Raw genomic sequence first — 16,535 nt, 5'->3', positions numbered from 1 at the left:
GGTAAGGCAATCAAAACAGTCCCGCCATGGCTCCGGGCCTTGGCGGGACACTTATACTGCGCGGACGGGCAGGGGCCTGCCGTATTAAGGAGCTGACATGAAATTCCTCGATCTGGCAAAGGTCTACATCCGCTCGGGCGCCGGCGGGAACGGCTGCGTCAGCTTCCGCCGCGAGAAATACATCGAATACGGCGGTCCGGACGGGGGCGACGGCGGCAAGGGTGGCTCTGTCTGGGCAGAGGTCACCGAGGGGCTGAACACTCTGATCGACTTCCGCTATCAGCAGCACTTCTTCGCCAAGAACGGCCAGTCCGGCATGGGCCGCCAGCGCACCGGCAAGGACGGCGACGATATTATTCTGCGTGTTCCCGTGGGGACAGAGATCCTGGACGAGGATCAGGAAACTGTTCTGGCGGACCTGACAGTTCCGGGTGAGCGTGTGCTGCTGGCCAAGGGCGGCAATGGCGGTTTCGGCAACCTGCATTTCAAATCTGCCACCAACCAGGCGCCGCGGCGCGCCAATCCAGGGCAGGAGGGCGTCGAGCGCACCATCTGGCTGAGGCTCAAGCTGATCGCTGATGCGGGCCTTCTGGGCCTTCCGAACGCGGGCAAGTCGACTTTCCTGTCGGCCACCTCCAACGCCCGCCCCAAGATCGCGGATTACCCGTTCACCACGCTGCACCCGAACCTGGGCGTGGTCGGCATCGACAACACCGAGTTTGTGGTTGCAGACATTCCGGGCCTCATTGAAGGCGCGCATGAGGGCAAGGGGATCGGCGATCGGTTCCTTGGCCATGTGGAGCGCTGTGCGGTGCTGCTGCACCTGATCGACGGCACCTCCGAAACTGTGGTTGAGGATTACGAGACCATCATCGGCGAGCTGGAGGCCTATGGCGGCGTGCTGGCCACCAAGACCCGGATCACGGCACTCAACAAGGTCGACGCCATCGATCCGGAGGAGCTGGACGAGAAACGCAAGGCCCTGGAAGCAGCCGTTGGCGGTCCGGTTTGTCTGATGTCCGGCGTTAGCCGTCAGGGCGTGAACGAGGTCTTGCGCGCGCTGCGCAACGAGATTGACGATGACCGCTTGCGGATGAAACCCGCCGAGGAGGAAGAAACTTGGCAGCCCTGACGTCGGCAAAACGCATTGTCGTCAAGATCGGCTCGGCGCTGCTGGTGGACCGGGAAACCGGCGAGCTGCGCGCCGGCTGGCTGCATTCGCTGGCCAATGACGTCGCCTGGCTGAAGTCCCGCGGCACAGACGTGGTGCTGGTGTCTTCCGGGTCTATCGCCCTGGGGCGTGGTGTGCTGGGTCTGCCGCGCGCCGACCTGCCTCTGGAGCAGTCCCAGGCTGCCGCTGCGGTTGGCCAGATCCGGCTGGCCCGCGCCTATGAAGAGGCATTGGCGCCGCACCGGATCACCACCGCGCAAGTGCTGGTGACGCTGGAAGACAGCGAAAACCGCCGCCGTTACCTCAACTCCCGCGCGACATTGGAAACGCTGCTCGGAATGGGTGCGGTGCCCATCGTCAACGAAAACGACACCATCGCCACGGATGAGATCCGCTATGGCGACAACGACCGTTTGGCGGCGCAGGTTGCAGTGACGGTCGGGGCTGACGCTCTGATCCTGCTGTCCGATGTGGATGGTTTTTACAGTGCCAACCCGGCGCTGGACCCGGATGCCAAGCGCTACGACCGCATTGATGAGATCACACCTGAGATCGAGGCGATGGCGGGCGATGGCGTCTCCGGTCTCTCGAAGGGCGGGATGATCACCAAGCTGCTGGCTGCCAAGATGGCAACCGCCGCTGGCTGTGCTATGGCGATCACTGAAGGTTCGCCGTTGAACCCTCTGAAAACGCTGGAGGAAGGCACGCCTTGCACCTGGTTCACCGGGCAGGGTGATCCGCAGGCCGCGCGCAAGCGCTGGATCGCGGCGATGAAGACCCGCGGTGTTCTGACCATCGACGAAGGCGCCGCCCGCGCGCTGATGTCCGGCAAAAGCCTGCTGCCCGCAGGCGTCCGTCATGTGGAGGGTGACTTTGGCCGCGGCGATCCGCTGGCCATCCTTGGCCCAGACGGGCGCAAACTGGGGCAAGGGCTGTCGCGCTATACCGCCGAAGAGGCCCGTGCCATCCAGGGACGCCAGTCACAGGAGATCGAGTCGACGCTGGGCTATCCCGGCCGCGCCGCGCTGATCCACCGCGATGATATGGCGCTTTGACGGTACCACCTGATAGTTTATTCCAGCCGGGACGGCACCCAGTGCCAGACAGGGACCGGCAAGGGCACGAGACATATGAAAGACAATGAAAATATTCCCGCCGTAATGGCGGAGCTTGGCAAACGTGCAAAGCAAGCGGCGCAAGTCCTGGCGACGGCCAACGCTGAACGCAAACATGCAGCGCTGATTGGTGCAGCAGAAGCGGTCTGGAGCCGCCGGGCAGAGATCATCGCGGCCAACGCCAAGGATCTTGAGTTTGGCCGAAACAAGGGCCTGTCGGACGCGATGATGGACCGGCTGATGCTGGACGAGACACGCATTCAGGGCATCGTCGATGGCCTGCGCGCTGTGGCGGAGCAGCGCGATCCGGTTGGCGAGGTGATGGAAGAGTGGGAACAGCCCACCGGCTTGAAAATCCAACGCGTTCGCACCCCGCTGGGTGTGATTGGTGTGATCTATGAAAGCCGCCCTAATGTGACAGCTGATGCCGGCGCGCTCTGCCTGAAATCGGGCAACGCGGTGATCCTGCGCGGCGGCTCTGAAAGCTTCCATTCGTCGCAAGCCATCCATGCCTGCCTGGCAGAGGGGCTGAAGTCGGCAGGTCTGCCTGAAGACGCCGTGCAACTGGTCCCGACCCGCGACCGCGCTGCGGTGCAGGAACTGCTGACCATGACGGACTATGTGGACGTCATCGTGCCGCGCGGCGGCAAGGGGCTGGTCGGGCTTGTCCAGCGCGAGGCACGGGTGCCGGTCTTTGCCCATCTTGAAGGCATCGTGCACATCTACCTCGACAAGGCTGCCGATCCGCAGAAGGCGTTGGATGTCGTGCTGAACGCTAAGACCCGCCGCACCGGCATTTGCGGCGCCGCGGAATGCCTGCTGGTCCATCAGGACATTGCACCTACGCTTGGCAAAATGGTCCTGGACGCGCTAGCCTCTGCCGGTGTCGAGATCCGCGCCGAGGCAGGGCTGCCCGGACCGGACGGCATGATCGCGGCCACAGCCGATGACTGGGGTAAGGAATACCTGGATTCTATCATTGCAGCCAAGCAGGTAGCGGGCATAGATGAAGCGATCCAGCACATCCGCACGCATCACTCGCAGCACACCGATTGCATCATCACTGAGGACGAGGACGCGGTTCAGAAGTTCTTTTCTGAACTCGACAGCGCCATCCTGATGCACAACGCCTCAACCCAATTTGCCGATGGCGGCGAGTTCGGGATGGGGGCAGAGATTGGCATTGCCACCGGAAAGATGCATGCCCGCGGACCCGTCGGCGCAACTCAGCTCACCAGCTTCAAATACCTGGTACGGGGCAACGGAACGACACGCGTCTGACCCTCAGAAATGCAAAACGCCGGGCGGATTGCCCGGCGTTTCTTTGGTCAGAATGCAGTGTTCAGAACTGCATTGTGATATTTTCCAGGTTCAATTCCAGCCGCACCGTGCGGCCTGCTTCCTTGGCGGCCTCCGGCAGCAAGGCGAACTGAACCAATGCCGGGGTAATCTCGGCGTTTGAGCTGCCGCCGCTCACGCGGGCCCACAGCTCATCATCAACCGTGACCTTGCGGCCTTCGCCCACCACCGTCCATTTGCCGTCGGCACAGAATATCTTGACCGTGCCGCCATAGGGCAGGGCGCTTTCCAGGCACAGCGCCGACAAGAACGCCAGCCGTGCCTCGCTGCGGGTGCAGCCCTCCAGCGGCGCCCATTGGTATTTGATGCGCCCGCCTTTGCTGACGTCCTCGAGCACGGAAACGACTTCGGCCCGTGGTGTTTGCTGGTCGCCGGCGGCTCCAAAAGCGATGCGGAAGAAGCGGATGCGCGCATTGGCATTGGCGACGCTATCGGAAATCAATTCCAGCTCCGGCCCCGACATGCTGCCGGCCATGCCCAGCAGTTCCAGACCGTTGTTGATGGCGCCGACCGGGCTGATCAAATCATGACAGATCCGCGACCCTACCAATGCGGCCAGATTGGCGTTATCTACACCCATAACTATTACTTCCTCCGAACTGGGCCATCCCCCTATGAATGACCTCAACGCTATTTTAGCCCCCGGCATGTTTGTCCGGCACCCGGACCACCCTGAATGGGGTGTCGGCCAAGTGCAGTCGAACGCAGGCGGCAAGATCACGGTGAACTTTCCCGATCAGGGCAAGCTTGTGATTGACGGAGCGCGTGTCTCCCTTATTCCCGTCTTTGATCCATAACGGTTTATGAAGGGTTAACGTAATCCCTCAAATTCTCTCCAATTCCTGCGCGCTCTTTGCCTTATTGGCGAGTAGCGCTCAAGCCTGAACGACGCGAAGGTGAGTGAATGTCCGACACCGCACCGGAATTTTCCGTAAAGATCGCCGAAACCGAGAGTGAACTGCGCGCCGCGCAGGCCCTGCGCTATGACGTGTTCGTTCGCGAATTGGGCGGCGGCGGCGAGATGGTCGATCATCAGGAAGGGCTGGAACGGGATCGTTTTGATCCTTACTTCGACCACATGCTGGTGACAGATAAGGCCACAGGCACGGTGGCCGGGGTTTACCGGCTGCTGCGGGATGACCAGGCGGTAAGGGCGGGGCAGTTTTATTCTGAGGATGAATATGACCTGACCTTATTGAAGGCCTCGGGCCGCCGGCTGCTGGAACTGGGTCGTTCCTGCCTGCACCCGGACTACCGTGGCGGTATGGCGATGTTTCACCTTTGGTCCGGCTTGGCGGATTACGTCGAACAGCACGGTATAGAGGTGTTGTTCGGTGTTGCCAGTTTTCATGGAACGGATCCGCAGGCCCTGGCCAATCCGTTGGCCATGCTGCATCACAACCATCTGGCACCTCCGGATCTGCGCGTGCGGTCAAAAGTATTTCAAAGCATGGACTTAGTTGTCATTGATGATCTCGACCGCAAGCGTGCCATGGTCGAAACTCCAGCGCTGATAAAAGCCTATCTGCGGCTCGGCGGGTTTGTTGGGGAAGGCGCCTACATTGATAGGGCATTCAATACAACTGACGTTTGCCTGGTGCTTGACACGGCAAGGATGAACGAGCGGCAGCGCCGGATCTATGCCGGAGGCCGCGGATGAGCATCAGTTGGCACAGTGAGGACAGGCCTGATCCGGTCCGGATCAGCCCGTTGGGCTGGGTTCTGGTGCTGTTGCGCGGCCTGCCGCTGGCGCTGCTGGTCTTCGGAGGGCTGCTGGTACTGCTGCTTCTGCGGCTGGCAGAGCGGCCGCTGTTCGGGCTCCAGCGGCCGGTCACGCCGTTTATAACCCAGTTTGTTTGCCGCAATGCGTTCCGGATTATGGGGATCCGCTATCAGACCCGCGGCACGCTGATGCGGCAGCGCGGGCCGGTTGTTGCCAACCACTCCTCCTGGCTGGACATTTTTGCCCTGAACGCGCGCAAGCGGATTTATTTCGTGTCCAAGGCCGAGGTTGCCGGATGGCCCGGCATCGGCTGGCTGGCGCGGGCCACCGGCACCGTATTTATCGAACGGAACCCCAAGAAAGCCAGAGAGCAGGCGGAACTGTTCGAGCATCGGCTGCAGGCCGGGCATAAGCTGCTGTTCTTCCCGGAAGGCACGTCGACTGACGGGTTGCGCGTTCTACGTTTCAAAACAACACTTTTTGCCGCGTTTTTCACCGATCAGCTCCGCAACGGCCTGTACGTTCAGCCGGTTTCGGTGGTGTATCACGCCCCCAAAGGCGCCCCCGCCCGCTTTTATGGCTGGTGGGGCGACATGGACTTCGGGCCGCACCTTCTTAAAGTTCTGGCCGCCGCGCGCCAGGGCACGGTTGAGCTGATCTATCACCCACCTCTGAAAGTAGCGGACTTTCCGGACCGCAAGGCGCTGGCGGCCCGGGCTGAGGAAATGGTGCGCAAAGGCCATCAGGACGCCTTGAAAGCCTGAAATCCGGGGCAGGGCGCCGATTTCTGCGGGACGCCTCTTGCCAGCTGGCGGTTTCTGATCTATAGGCGCGCCTACGAACCCGCAGGCGGGGTTTGGCCTGATCAGGGGAGACATCCCTGACGGACCCCCGGTTGGAGCATCCGCTCTGAACCCCCGCCGAGGATAGAAACCGGAAAGGATATAATAGCATGGCTCTTCCTGAGTTCACCATGCGTCAGCTGCTGGAAGCTGGCGTTCACTTCGGCCACCAGACTCAGCGCTGGAACCCGCGCATGTCGCCCTTCATCTATGGCGCGCGCAACGGCATCCACATCATGGACCTGACCCAGACTGTTCCGATGCTGGACCAGGCGCTGCAAGTCGTCCGTGACACCGTTGCCAAAGGCGGCCGCATCCTGTTCGTCGGCACCAAGCGCCAGGCAGCTGCACCGATTGCCGAAGCTGCTGAGAAGTCTGCTCAGTACTTCATGAACCACCGCTGGCTCGGCGGCACCCTGACCAACTGGAAAACCGTTTCCCAGTCGATCAACCGCCTGAAGGAAATCGACGAGAAGATGGCTGGCGGCGCCGAAGGCCTGACCAAGAAAGAGCGTCTGGGCATGGAACGCGACCAGGAGAAGCTGCAGGCCTCCCTGGGCGGCATCCGCGAAATGGGCGGTGTGCCGGACCTGCTGTTCGTCATCGACGTGAAAAAAGAAGCACTGGCCATCGCCGAAGCCAAGAAACTGGGCATCCCGGTTGTGGCTGTTGTCGACACCAACTGCTCCCCCGATGGCGTTGACTACATCATCCCGGGCAACGACGACGCTTCGCGCGCCATCTCGCTGTACTGCGACCTGGTTGCCCGCGCCGCTCTGGACGGCATGTCGGCTCAGCTGGGCGCTGCAGGCGTTGACCTGGGCGCGCTGGAAGAAGCACCGGCAGAAGAAGCCGTTGCTGAAGAAGCAGCAGCCGAAGCCTGATCCGTCCTGTCACGGAACTGACATGCGGGGCAGGGTATCACCTGCCCCAAATCTGTTTTTGAATTGAGGAGAGCCAAGAGATGGCAATCACTGCAGCAATGGTGAAAGAACTGCGCGAATCCACCGGCGCAGGCATGATGGACGCGAAGAAAGCGCTGGTCGAAAACGACGGCAACATGGAAGCCGCTGTTGACTGGCTGCGCACCAAAGGCCTGGCGAAAGCCGCCAAGAAATCCGGCCGCACCGCCGCAGAAGGCCTGGTGGCCGTTGTCGTCGAAGGCGGCAAAGGTGTTGCTGTTGAAGTGAACTCCGAAACCGACTTCGTTGCGAAAAACGGCGAGTTCCAGGAGATGGTTGGCAAAATCGCCACCGCAGCTCTGGGCGCTGCAGACATCGAAGGCCTGGCCGCAGCAGATCTGGGCGGCAAATCCGTTGCCGACACCCTGACCGACAAGATCGCCACCATCGGCGAAAACATGTCTCTGCGCCGCATGGAAGCGCTGGAAGGCGAGACCGTTGTGTCCTACGTCCACAACGCGGCCACCGCAGGCATGGGCAAGATCGGTGTTCTGGTTGCGATGAACGGCGGCGACGAAGCCATCGGCAAGCAGGTTGCGATGCACATCGCAGCTGTGAACCCGGCTGCGCTGTCCGAGGCTGACCTGGATGCTTCCATCGTTGAGAAGGAAAAGCAGGTTCAGATCGACATCGCACGTGAATCCGGCAAGCCGGAGCAGGTGATCGAAAAGATGATCGAAGGCCGCATGAAGAAATTCGTGGCGGAATCCACTCTGCTGAACCAGCAGTTCGTGGTGAACCCGGACCTGACCGTCGAAGCCGCCGCCAAGGAAGCTGGCGCCACCATCACCGGCTTTGTCCGGGTTGAAGTCGGCGAAGGCATCGAAGTTGAGAAGGAAGACTTCGCAGCCGAAGTTGCAAAGGCAGCTCAGGGCTGATCAGCCCTCCAGTCTGAAAATAGAAACCGGCAGGAACTCCTGCCGGTTTTTTTGTGCCCGGTGCAATGGCTGAACCCTGGCAGCGCGCGTCGGGACGCGCCAGTAATGGTCTGGTCTGGTCTGTTGGTCCGGGAGAAGGTGCGAGGGGCCCCGCTGATGGGGATGGGCAGGACCCCTCAGATATCGGGGCAGGACACGGATCTATACGTGCCTGCCCCCGATCAGGTAGGAGAGCCCTGTAATCGCAAGGTTCAATACCCAAAGTTCCTTGGCCAAAGCCACCACTCACGGAACATGTGCAAATTGCAATGAATTATCCTTTAACGGTAGTACTGAATACCATACTTCTTGACGCTAATTGGCGTCGTGTGGACATTGCAGCCGGAGGCAGCCACGCTAAAGCGTTTTACTGAAACCAAATTTTGGAAGAAGATCCAGATTTATAAGCCCGTGAAGTTTGGGCCGTGCCCAGTGTGCCCGCCTGCCAGGTTCAGGTGTCCATCACATACATCTGGTTATGCAAGGCTGCCTTCAGAACTGCTTGCGCAGTGGTCTCCACAGAAAGGGATTCCCTGGCGAGCCGCAGGTGTTTTTCAATTGTTGCAGGGGTCAGCCCCATCAGCAGGGCAATATCCTGAGTAGTTTTGCCGTCGCCAACCCATTGCAGCACCTCCCGTTGCCGTTTGGTCAGGCTCCGGTTCGGGGCCGTATAGGGCAGAGTGAGGATCTTCAGGTGCGCAACGTTGTTCATCAGCACGATATCTTCGCCCAGCTCCTGCCACAGGGCATCCACCTGATCCTGAGAAAGGCCCGGCCGCGCCGCCAGCGAAATTGCCCCCTTATAGCGCGGGGAAGTGGAATAGAAGCTGACAGTATAGCCAGCCGTCATGTCCAGTTCCTGATTGAACGCATGCACCTTTCGGGCTTCAGGCCCCAGCGTTCCATTGGCGGCCATTTCTTGCACAATCCGCCAGCTGCCGGCGCCTTCATTCTCCAGCGCCCAGCGAAGCATCGGCGCGTGAAAATAGAGCCCCCTGTGCAAAAAACCCTCAAGATACGCGTTGTTGTGGTTCGACAGGATGACAAAGTCGTCCGGATCGCCAAGCGAAGTTTCAGTTTTATAGCGGGTGTATCCATAGATCAGCCGGTCAAAACCATATTCCGCCATCTGCTGGACGTGCCCATGCCATAGCTCCTCCAGGCTCTGCGCACCGCAGAGGAAATTCAGATACTTTTGGAGCTTCATGCCGTGCCGGCCTCTTTCAAACGCGCGGCCAATGCGTCCAGCGCCAGCAAGTAGCCCTGGGCGCCAAAACCGCAGATTTGCCCCTGAGCTGCCTTGGAGATGTAAGAGGTATGGCGGAAGTCTTCGCGCGCATGAATGTTGGAGAGATGAACTTCAACTGCCGGAATTTCCACGGAAATCAGCGCATCCATAAGCGCTATCGACGTGTGCGTATAGGCTCCGGCATTCAGGATGATACCCTGGTGCTTGCCTCTTGCGTCATGAATGGCGTCAATCAGCGCGCCCTCATGGTTTGACTGCAGGCAGGAAACTTCCAGCCCCAGCTTTTGCGCGTGGGCGGTGCAGGCGTCTTCTACCATCGCCAGAGTAACAGAACCATAGACTTCCGGCTGGCGGGTGCCAAGCAGGTTCAAATTGGGTCCGTTCAATACCAGAATACTCGCCATAAGATTTATGTCCTTACCGTCTTTCCCTTTGAACTTCTAAGACAAATTTGTTTCGAAAGCGAATAGGCAAACGTCTTTGGAGGAAAAAAACTTGGCGTAACCAGCTTAGGGTTGAACGTTTGCAGTGAATTGGATGGCGGACTGCCTTTGCGCTGCCGCTGGCCGAACTCCCAGCACCGTTACCACGTATTTCGCTCGACCCTGTCTGCGCGGCAGCGCATATTCCGGAGAACCCGAGACGGCCGGCCGGCCGCAAAGAAGAGAGGGGCAGCAATGAAATCCGACCGCAGTCACAGGATCAGATCCTGGCAGCAACGCTATGTAGATCAAAGGAAATATCCAGGCAGCGCCTTGTTGATCCGGCGCGGCAGCGAAGAAATTTATTTCCATGCAGCCGGACAGCGCAATGTCGAAGAAAACCTGCCGTTCACGCGTGATACCCTGGTGCGGCTCTATTCGATGACCAAGCCGGTGACATCAGTTGCCGTTATGAAACTTCTTGAGCAGGGCCTGTTTCACCTGGATGCCCCCGTAAGCAACTTTCTCCCGGAATTCTGCACCATGCGGGCGTTGGTGCCGGGGGCAACTGACTTAGATCAGACTGAACCGTGCCAGACACCAACTCTGCATCAGCTGCTGACACATACCAGCGGGTTGAGCTATCCGTTCAACCCCGGACTGCTGCCGGAGGCAATGGAGCAAGAGGATCTTCTGTTCAAACCGGACCACGGACCGCTGTCCGCCATGGTGGCACGTCTGGCGGAGCTGCCGCTGGCGTTCAAGCCCGGAAGCCGCTGGGAATACTCTGTGGCAACTGACGTGTTGGGCCGGGTTGTTGAGGTTGTGTCCGGCAAGCCCCTGGGCGACTTTCTGGCTGCTGAGATCTTTGAGCCGTTGGGCATGACTGAAACCGCGTTTCAGGTGCCGGAAGGGGCAGGGAACCGCTTTGCCTCTCTCTACACCCCGCTGGCAGGTGACGCGATGGCGCTCAATTCAGCTGATGCCGGCAGTGACAGCCTGCGCCTGACCGACAGCTACGGCAGTTCGCCGTTTGAACAGGTAACTATGCATTCCGGCGGCGGCGGGCTGATCGGAACAATTGACGATTACATGAAATTCGCTGAGATGCTCCGCCGCCGCGGGCGCTGTGGAGATGGCTTCATTATCAGCCCTCAAACCGCTGATTTTATGATGCAAAACCATCTTGATGGCGACATCGCTTCAATGGGGCCAAGCAGTTTCGCTGAACAGCCGATGGAGGGTATGGGCTTCGGCCTTGGCGGTGCTGTAGTGCTCAATCCGGCGCGCGCGCGCTGTCCAGGCTCCATCGGTGATTTCAGCTGGGGCGGGATTGCATCGACCTTTTTCTGGGTCGACCGGCAGCTTGAAACCTCGGTGGTATTCCTGACCCAGCTCGCGCCATCCAGCTCCTATCCGTCACGGCCAGAGCTCAAGGCGCTGGTGTATGGAGCCTTCACAGAATAGCGTCCGGGCGCAAACCCTGCCAAAATGACGGCCGGTCAAAGGAAAACACTGTAAATGTCTGATACTGCCAAAATCCTGCTGGATCTTCTGGACCTCGAAACGCTGGACACCAATCTCTACCGCGGGTCGGGATCCGGCGGCGAAACTCCGACACGCATTTACGGCGGCCAGGTGATCGCCCAGGCGCTGGCAGCAGCATACGCCAGTGTTTCCGGAAGGTTATGCCACTCTCTTCACGCATATTTCATCCGGCCCGGGGATCCTTCAAGACCAGTGATCTATGAAGTCGATCCAGCCCGCGATGGCCGCAGCTTCACCACACGGCGGGTGGTGGCTATGCAGAACGGCAAACAGATCCTCAACCTTGCGGCGTCGTTTCATGCTGAAGAAGACGGCTGGGACTTTCAGCACGCTATGCCGGATGTTCCGGAGCCGGGCAGTTTGGAGCCGCGGCACGAGATCCTCAAGCGGAACGCCAGCCGGTTTGCACCGGAGCGGCAGGCTGAACTGCTGCGGGCACGGCCGTTTGAGATCCGGGAGGTTGAGCCGCGCGATCCTTTGTCACCGGAAGAAACCAGTGATGCCAACCAGATGTGGATCCGGATGGAAGCGGCACAGGGCGCAGGGCCTGAACTGCAGCACATTTTGCTGGCGTATGTGTCGGACTTCGGGCTGCTGGGATCCTCGATGCGTCCGCACGGGCTGACGTTTCACAATCCGAAAGCGATGACCGCCAGCCTGGACCATGCAATGTGGTTCCATGCACCGGTGCAGTTGCAGAACTGGCATTTGTATTCGATGGACGCGCCATTTACAGGCAAAGCTCGCGGGTTCAATCGCGGTTCTATCTTTTCCGAGGATGGACAATTGGTGGCCAGTGTTGCCCAGGAGGGTTTACTGCGGCCTATAAGGCGTTGATCTTATTTGAAAGTGATTGGCTTTCGTGTCTTGTCTTCCGCCATATTTACCATAATTCTGATTATAAGATATCCAGATCAGCGAATAGCAACGGTTCCTAACGAGAAACCAAAAAGAAAATGGCTCCCTCTGATCCAGAGGAAGCCAGTTGTCACCGGTCAGGCTCCTTCATTGACTGCCCGAAAGTTTTTTCTTACCTGGGCCATCCCGGTGTTCAGAACGGGCGCACCCGTTCCTGATGTCGTCACAAGCAGCCCTCAGCCTGCCTGCAGTGTTTGGGTGCGGCGCCGTCGGGGGTAAGACCGGCGCCGCAAGCGAAGGTCCTCAGCTGCAGCCGGAGGTTCCCCCGCAGGTGTTGCATTTCATGCAGGTCCCGTTGCGCACCAGCGTGTAATTGCCGCATTCGCCGCAGGCTTCGCCTTCATAGCCTTGCATTTTTGCCTTGGTACGCGCGTCCATGCCGCTAGTATTTTGCGCCGGTGCTGCACTGGTCTCCGGAACCAGGGTTTGCAGCGCCGCCACCGGATCAGTTCCAGTTCCCAGCACGCCGGCGTCGGTCTGGCCGCCCTGCAGCACCACCAAATCCTGCGGCAGACGCTTGCGCAGATAACCGGTTGAGGAAATTTGCTTCAGAACTTCCAGCGACCGGGTCGCTGCGCTTTCGCTCAGCTCCGACAGGTTTGACACGCCTTCTTCCTCGCCCCGGCCAAGATCGTCAAAGGTTGCGCCTTCAGGTTTCACATGCGCCAGATCGGTGCGGTCCAGATAGCTGACCGCCAGTTCGCGGAACACATAGTCGAGGATCGAGGTCGCGTTCTTGATCGAGTCGTTGCCCTGGACCATGCCCGCGGGCTCAAACTTGGTGAACGTGAAGGCGTCGACAAACTCCTCCAGCGGCACACCGTACTGCAGGCCGACCGACACCGCGATGGCGAAGTTGTTCATCATCGCCCGGAAGCCTGCGCCTTCCTTGTGCATGTCGATGAAGATCTCGCCGAGGTTGCCGTCCTCATATTCGCCGGTGCGCAGGTACACCTTGTGGCCGCCGACAACTGCCTTCTGGGTATAGCCCTTGCGCCGCTGCGGCATCTTGGTGCGGTGCGATTTCAGCACCTCCTTGATGACCACTTTCTCGACGATCTTCTCGGCCAGAACCGCCGCCTTTTCCTGCGGCGCGCCGCTTTCCAGCACCTCAGCCGCATCGTCGTCATCCTCGACCAGCGCCGCTGCCAGCGGCTGGCTCAGCTTGGAGCCGTCGCGGTAGAGCGCGTTCGCCTTGATGCCCAGGCTCCAGCTCAGCTCATAGGCTTTCTGGCAGTCCTCGATAGTGGCCGAGTTCGGCATGTTGATGGTCTTGGAGATCGCGCCGGAGATGAAGCTTTGGGCCGCCGCCATCATGCAGATATGGCTGTCAACACTCAGGAAACGCTTGCCTTTCTTGCCGCACGGATTGGCGCAGTCAAAGATCGCATAGTGTTCTTCCTGCAGATGCGGTGCGCCTTCCAGGGTCATGGTGCCGCAGACGTGATCGTTGGCAGCCTCGATGTCCTTCTTGGTGAAGCCCAAGTGGCGCAGCAGATCGAAGGTTGGATCGTTCAGCTTGGTTGCCGGGATGCCCAGCACGCCGGTGCAGAAATCCTCACCCAGGGTCCACTGGTTGAACACGAAGCGGATGTCAAAGGCCGATTCCAGCGCCGCATCCACCTTGGCCAGCTCGTTCGGGCCAAAACCGTGGCCTGCCAGCGAGGTGTGGTTGATGCCCGGCGCGTTGCCGATGGAGCCATGGCCCACCGCATAAGACACGATTTCCTCGATCTGCGAGGAGCTGTAGCCCAGACCCTCCAGCGCCGACGGAACCGAACGGTTGATGATCTTGAAGTAGCCGCCGCCAGCGAGCTTCTTGAACTTCACCAGGGCAAAATCCGGCTCGATCCCTGTGGTGTCGCAGTCCATCACCAGGCCAATGGTGCCGGTCGGTGCAATCACCGTGGTCTGGGCGTTGCGGTAGCCGTGCTTTTCGCCCAGTTCCAGTGCTTCGTCCCAGGCGCTGGCGGCCAGATCGGTCAGCAGCGCATCCGGGCAGCTGGCGATATCCAGCGGCACCGGTTTCACGGACAGCGCCTCATATCCGTCAGCATTGCCCTTTGCAGCATTGCGGTGATTGCGGATCACACGCAGCATGTGGTCTGCGTTTTTCGCGTAGCCCGGGAAGGCACCCAGTTCCGATGCGATCTCGGCGGAGGTCGCATAGGCCACACCGGTCATCAGCGCGGTCAGCGCACCGCAAAGCGCCCTGCCCTCATCCGAGTCGTAGCTGTAGCCCATGTTCATCAGCAGGCCGCCGATATTGGCATAGCCCAGACCCAGGGTGCGGAAGTCATAGGAGCGCTGTGCGATTTCCTTGGACGGGAACTGGGCCATCATCACCGAAATTTCCAGCGTCAGCGTCCACAGGCGGCAGCAATGCATGTAGTCATCTGCCTGGAACTGGCCGTCCTTCAGGAAGCTCAGCAGGTTCAGAGATGCCAGGTTGCAGGCGGTGTCGTCCAGGAACATGTATTCCGAACAAGGGTTTGAGCCGCGAATCTCACCATCTTCCGGGCAGGTGTGCCACTCGTTCACGGTGTCGTGGAACTGGATGCCGGGATCGGCACAGGCCCAGGCTGCGTGGCCGACTTTCTCCCACAGATCGCGCGCCCGGATCACCTTGGCAACCTTGCCGTCGGTGCGGTTGAACAGCTCCCAGTCGGCGTCTTTTTCGACCGCATGCAGGAAGGCGTTGGTCACCCGGATCGAGTTGTTGGAGTTCTGCCCGGAGACAGAGCTGTAGGCCTCGGAATCCCAGTCGGTGTCATAGGTCGGGAACTCGATCGAGGTGTGGCCCTGCTTGGCGTAATCCAGCACCCGCTTGATGTAGGTTTCCGGGATCGCCACCTTCTTGGCCTCTCGGATGGCCGATTTCAGCCCGCCGTTGACCGCAGGGTCGTAGGCGTCGGCCTCAGCCCCGTCCCAGCTGCGGATCGCCTCGAAAATGCCGTTCAGCATCTTCTCGTGCATCTTGGAGCCCGCGACGATGGACGCGACCTTCTGCTCCTCGATCACCTTCCACTGGATGAAGTCTTCGATATCCGGGTGATCGGCGTCAACGATCACCATTTTTGCTGCCCGACGGGTTGTGCCGCCTGATTTGATGGCGCCCGCCGCGCGGTCGCCGATTTTGAGGAAGCCCATAAGGCCGGAGGATTTGCCGCCGCCGGACAGCGGCTCGCCCTCGGCGCGCAGATGGGAGAAATTGGTACCGGTGCCGGAGCCGTATTTGAACAGACGCGCCTCACGCACCCACAGGTCCATGATGCCGCCATCCTTCACCAGGTCATCGGAGACCGACTGGATGAAGCAGGCATGCGGCTGAGGGTGTTCATAAGCGCTGTCAGACTTGGTCAGTTTGCCGGTCTTGTAGTCGACGTAGTGGTGGCCCTGCGCCGGGCCGTCGATGCCATAGGCCCAGTGCAGGCCAGTGTTGAACCACTGGGGCGAGTTCGGGGCCGAGCGCTGGGTCGCCAGCATGTAGCGCATCTCGTCGTAGTAAGCGCGCGCATCCTCCTCGGAGGAGAAATAGCCGCCCTTCCAGCCCCAGTAGGCCCAGGCGCCCGCCAGACGGTCGAAAACCTGCTTGGAGGACGTCTCACCGCCAAATTCCGCGCCCTTATCGGGGACAGAGCGCCACAGGAACTCGGGCACGTCTTTTTCACGGACTTTCTTCAGCCGGGACGGCACACCGGCCTTGCGGAAATACTTCTGAGCAATGACGTCGCTTGCGACCTGGCTCCAAGAAGACGGGATTTCGATGTTGTCGAGCCGGAAAACAATGGTCCCGTCCGGGTTACGGATCTCCGAGGTGGCGGAGACAAAAGCCAGATCGGCATAAGCATCCTGCCCGGGTTTGGTGAATTTCCGTTCGATCTTCATGCTCTGCCCCTTCTCAAGCACACATCGGTCAAGTGTCACGGTGCCCCCGCACCAAATGTCCCGGCCACGCAACACGCAGATACCCAGCGCACGCCGCATACGGCGCACTTGCGGCCCTCGCCGGCCATTCTACAAAGGACTGTCTGCTGTCTTCAGCGTTGTTGCTGTGGCCCCTTAACCCACCAGATTTAGTGCCATCGCAACCGGTGTCCACAATTTGGCGTATTCACACACAAAGGGTCAACGTTAAATTTACCCCTTGGCAACGATCTTTGCTGTTGACGCTATTCGCGGTTTCAAGGGTCCGGCGACGGCCATTGATTCATCCACAGGCTGCCACGTCCGGCGGTGTAAAAATCCAGTTTGCGGGCAACCCGGATTTCTTATGCCAAGCAAGTAACTTGCCGCGTCGCAGAGGCGC

Annotated in this window: 14 protein-coding genes; 10 read left to right on the top strand and 4 right to left on the bottom strand. The window is 60.0% G+C overall.

Features of this window, described 5'->3' with window-relative positions; translation table 11 throughout:
- The first annotated feature begins 97 nt into the window (after positions 1-97).
- The 3 genes from obgE (at position 98) to RA25_RS03590 (ending at position 3,567) form a co-directional block, all read left to right on the top strand.
- Positions 98-1,132: a GTPase ObgE gene (obgE, locus tag RA25_RS03600; RefSeq protein WP_039170213.1), complete on the top strand. Its 1,035-nt coding sequence runs from the start codon at positions 98-100 to the stop codon at positions 1,130-1,132.
- Entirely contained in the window at positions 1,120-2,226 is a 1,107-nt protein-coding gene (gene proB / locus RA25_RS03595) for a glutamate 5-kinase (RefSeq protein WP_019297804.1), read from the top strand. The genes obgE and proB overlap by 13 nt, the downstream gene beginning before the upstream one ends.
- Before the next feature lie 75 nt (positions 2,227-2,301).
- Complete coding sequence (locus RA25_RS03590; protein ID WP_039170210.1) at positions 2,302-3,567, top strand: glutamate-5-semialdehyde dehydrogenase; 1,266 nt, start codon at positions 2,302-2,304, stop codon at positions 3,565-3,567.
- Positions 3,568-3,628: 61 nt separating this feature from the next.
- Here the strand turns inward: RA25_RS03590 and RA25_RS03585 are convergent, their stop codons facing one another.
- A complete protein-coding gene (locus RA25_RS03585; RefSeq protein WP_019297802.1) occupies positions 3,629-4,225 on the bottom strand; it encodes a histidine phosphotransferase family protein in 597 nt (198 codons plus the stop codon).
- Positions 4,226-4,259: 34 nt separating this feature from the next.
- Between RA25_RS03585 and RA25_RS03580 the strand changes: the two genes are divergently transcribed.
- The 5 genes from RA25_RS03580 to tsf all read left to right on the top strand — a co-directional run bounded on the left by RA25_RS03580 (position 4,260) and on the right by tsf (position 8,050).
- Complete coding sequence (locus tag RA25_RS03580; RefSeq protein WP_039145992.1) at positions 4,260-4,442, top strand: DUF3553 domain-containing protein; 183 nt, start codon at positions 4,260-4,262, stop codon at positions 4,440-4,442.
- A gap of 107 nt (positions 4,443-4,549) precedes the next feature.
- Positions 4,550-5,305, top strand: a complete 756-nt coding sequence (locus RA25_RS03575; protein ID WP_039170206.1) for a GNAT family N-acetyltransferase — start codon at positions 4,550-4,552, stop codon at positions 5,303-5,305.
- A complete protein-coding gene (locus RA25_RS03570) occupies positions 5,302-6,132 on the top strand; it encodes a lysophospholipid acyltransferase family protein (protein ID WP_039170204.1) in 831 nt (276 codons plus the stop codon). Before RA25_RS03575 ends, RA25_RS03570 begins: the two co-directional genes overlap by 4 nt.
- Before the next feature lie 188 nt (positions 6,133-6,320).
- On the top strand, positions 6,321-7,094 hold the full coding sequence (rpsB, locus tag RA25_RS03565) for a 30S ribosomal protein S2 (protein WP_019297798.1): 774 nt from the start codon (positions 6,321-6,323) through the stop codon (positions 7,092-7,094).
- 80 nt (positions 7,095-7,174) lie between these two features.
- Positions 7,175-8,050, top strand: coding sequence for a translation elongation factor Ts (gene tsf, locus RA25_RS03560; RefSeq protein ID WP_019297797.1), 876 nt, complete (start codon positions 7,175-7,177; stop codon positions 8,048-8,050).
- A 490-nt stretch (positions 8,051-8,540) separates the two neighbouring features.
- On the opposite strand, the gene RA25_RS03555 is transcribed toward tsf, so the two are convergent.
- Positions 8,541-9,296, bottom strand: a complete 756-nt coding sequence (locus RA25_RS03555; protein WP_019297796.1) for a LuxR family transcriptional regulator — start codon at positions 9,294-9,296, stop codon at positions 8,541-8,543.
- Positions 9,293-9,742, bottom strand: coding sequence for a type II 3-dehydroquinate dehydratase (gene aroQ, locus RA25_RS03550; RefSeq protein ID WP_019297795.1), 450 nt, complete (start codon positions 9,740-9,742; stop codon positions 9,293-9,295). The genes RA25_RS03555 and aroQ overlap by 4 nt, the downstream gene beginning before the upstream one ends.
- A 273-nt stretch (positions 9,743-10,015) precedes the next feature.
- Here aroQ and RA25_RS03545 point away from each other — a divergent pair, with 273 nt between their 5' ends.
- Entirely contained in the window at positions 10,016-11,227 is a 1,212-nt protein-coding gene (locus tag RA25_RS03545; protein ID WP_039170202.1) for a serine hydrolase domain-containing protein, read from the top strand.
- A 54-nt stretch (positions 11,228-11,281) separates the two neighbouring features.
- A complete protein-coding gene (locus tag RA25_RS03540) occupies positions 11,282-12,145 on the top strand; it encodes an acyl-CoA thioesterase (RefSeq protein ID WP_019297793.1) in 864 nt (287 codons plus the stop codon).
- 324 nt (positions 12,146-12,469) lie between these two features.
- Here RA25_RS03540 and RA25_RS03535 read toward each other — a convergent pair whose 3' ends face one another.
- Positions 12,470-16,114, bottom strand: coding sequence for a vitamin B12-dependent ribonucleotide reductase (locus RA25_RS03535; protein ID WP_019297792.1), 3,645 nt, complete (start codon positions 16,112-16,114; stop codon positions 12,470-12,472).
- Positions 16,115-16,535: the final 421 nt, after the last annotated feature.

It is taken from the genome of Leisingera sp. ANG-S5, from assembly GCF_000813925.1.
GTDB lineage: Bacteria > Pseudomonadota > Alphaproteobacteria > Rhodobacterales > Rhodobacteraceae > Leisingera.
The sequence above is the reverse complement of the archived record's forward strand: the minus strand, read 5'-3'. Positions and strand labels throughout refer to the sequence as shown.

What these genes read in the sequence shown, in the direction of transcription:
- obgE (WP_039170213.1), top strand. Translation starts at nt 98, where the DNA reads ATGAAATTCCTCGATCTGGCAAAGGTCTACATCCGCTCGGGCGCCGGC.
- RA25_RS03590 (WP_039170210.1), top strand. Translation starts at nt 2,302, where the DNA reads ATGAAAGACAATGAAAATATTCCCGCCGTAATGGCGGAGCTTGGCAAA.
- RA25_RS03585 (WP_019297802.1), bottom strand. Translation starts at nt 4,225, where the DNA reads ATGGGTGTAGATAACGCCAATCTGGCCGCATTGGTAGGGTCGCGGATC.
- RA25_RS03580 (WP_039145992.1), top strand. Translation starts at nt 4,260, where the DNA reads ATGAATGACCTCAACGCTATTTTAGCCCCCGGCATGTTTGTCCGGCAC.
- RA25_RS03575 (WP_039170206.1), top strand. Translation starts at nt 4,550, where the DNA reads ATGTCCGACACCGCACCGGAATTTTCCGTAAAGATCGCCGAAACCGAG.
- RA25_RS03570 (WP_039170204.1), top strand. Translation starts at nt 5,302, where the DNA reads ATGAGCATCAGTTGGCACAGTGAGGACAGGCCTGATCCGGTCCGGATC.
- rpsB (WP_019297798.1), top strand. Translation starts at nt 6,321, where the DNA reads ATGGCTCTTCCTGAGTTCACCATGCGTCAGCTGCTGGAAGCTGGCGTT.
- tsf (WP_019297797.1), top strand. Translation starts at nt 7,175, where the DNA reads ATGGCAATCACTGCAGCAATGGTGAAAGAACTGCGCGAATCCACCGGC.
- RA25_RS03555 (WP_019297796.1), bottom strand. Translation starts at nt 9,296, where the DNA reads ATGAAGCTCCAAAAGTATCTGAATTTCCTCTGCGGTGCGCAGAGCCTG.
- aroQ (WP_019297795.1), bottom strand. Translation starts at nt 9,742, where the DNA reads ATGGCGAGTATTCTGGTATTGAACGGACCCAATTTGAACCTGCTTGGC.
- RA25_RS03545 (WP_039170202.1), top strand. Translation starts at nt 10,016, where the DNA reads ATGAAATCCGACCGCAGTCACAGGATCAGATCCTGGCAGCAACGCTAT.
- RA25_RS03540 (WP_019297793.1), top strand. Translation starts at nt 11,282, where the DNA reads ATGTCTGATACTGCCAAAATCCTGCTGGATCTTCTGGACCTCGAAACG.
- RA25_RS03535 (WP_019297792.1), bottom strand. Translation starts at nt 16,114, where the DNA reads ATGAAGATCGAACGGAAATTCACCAAACCCGGGCAGGATGCTTATGCC.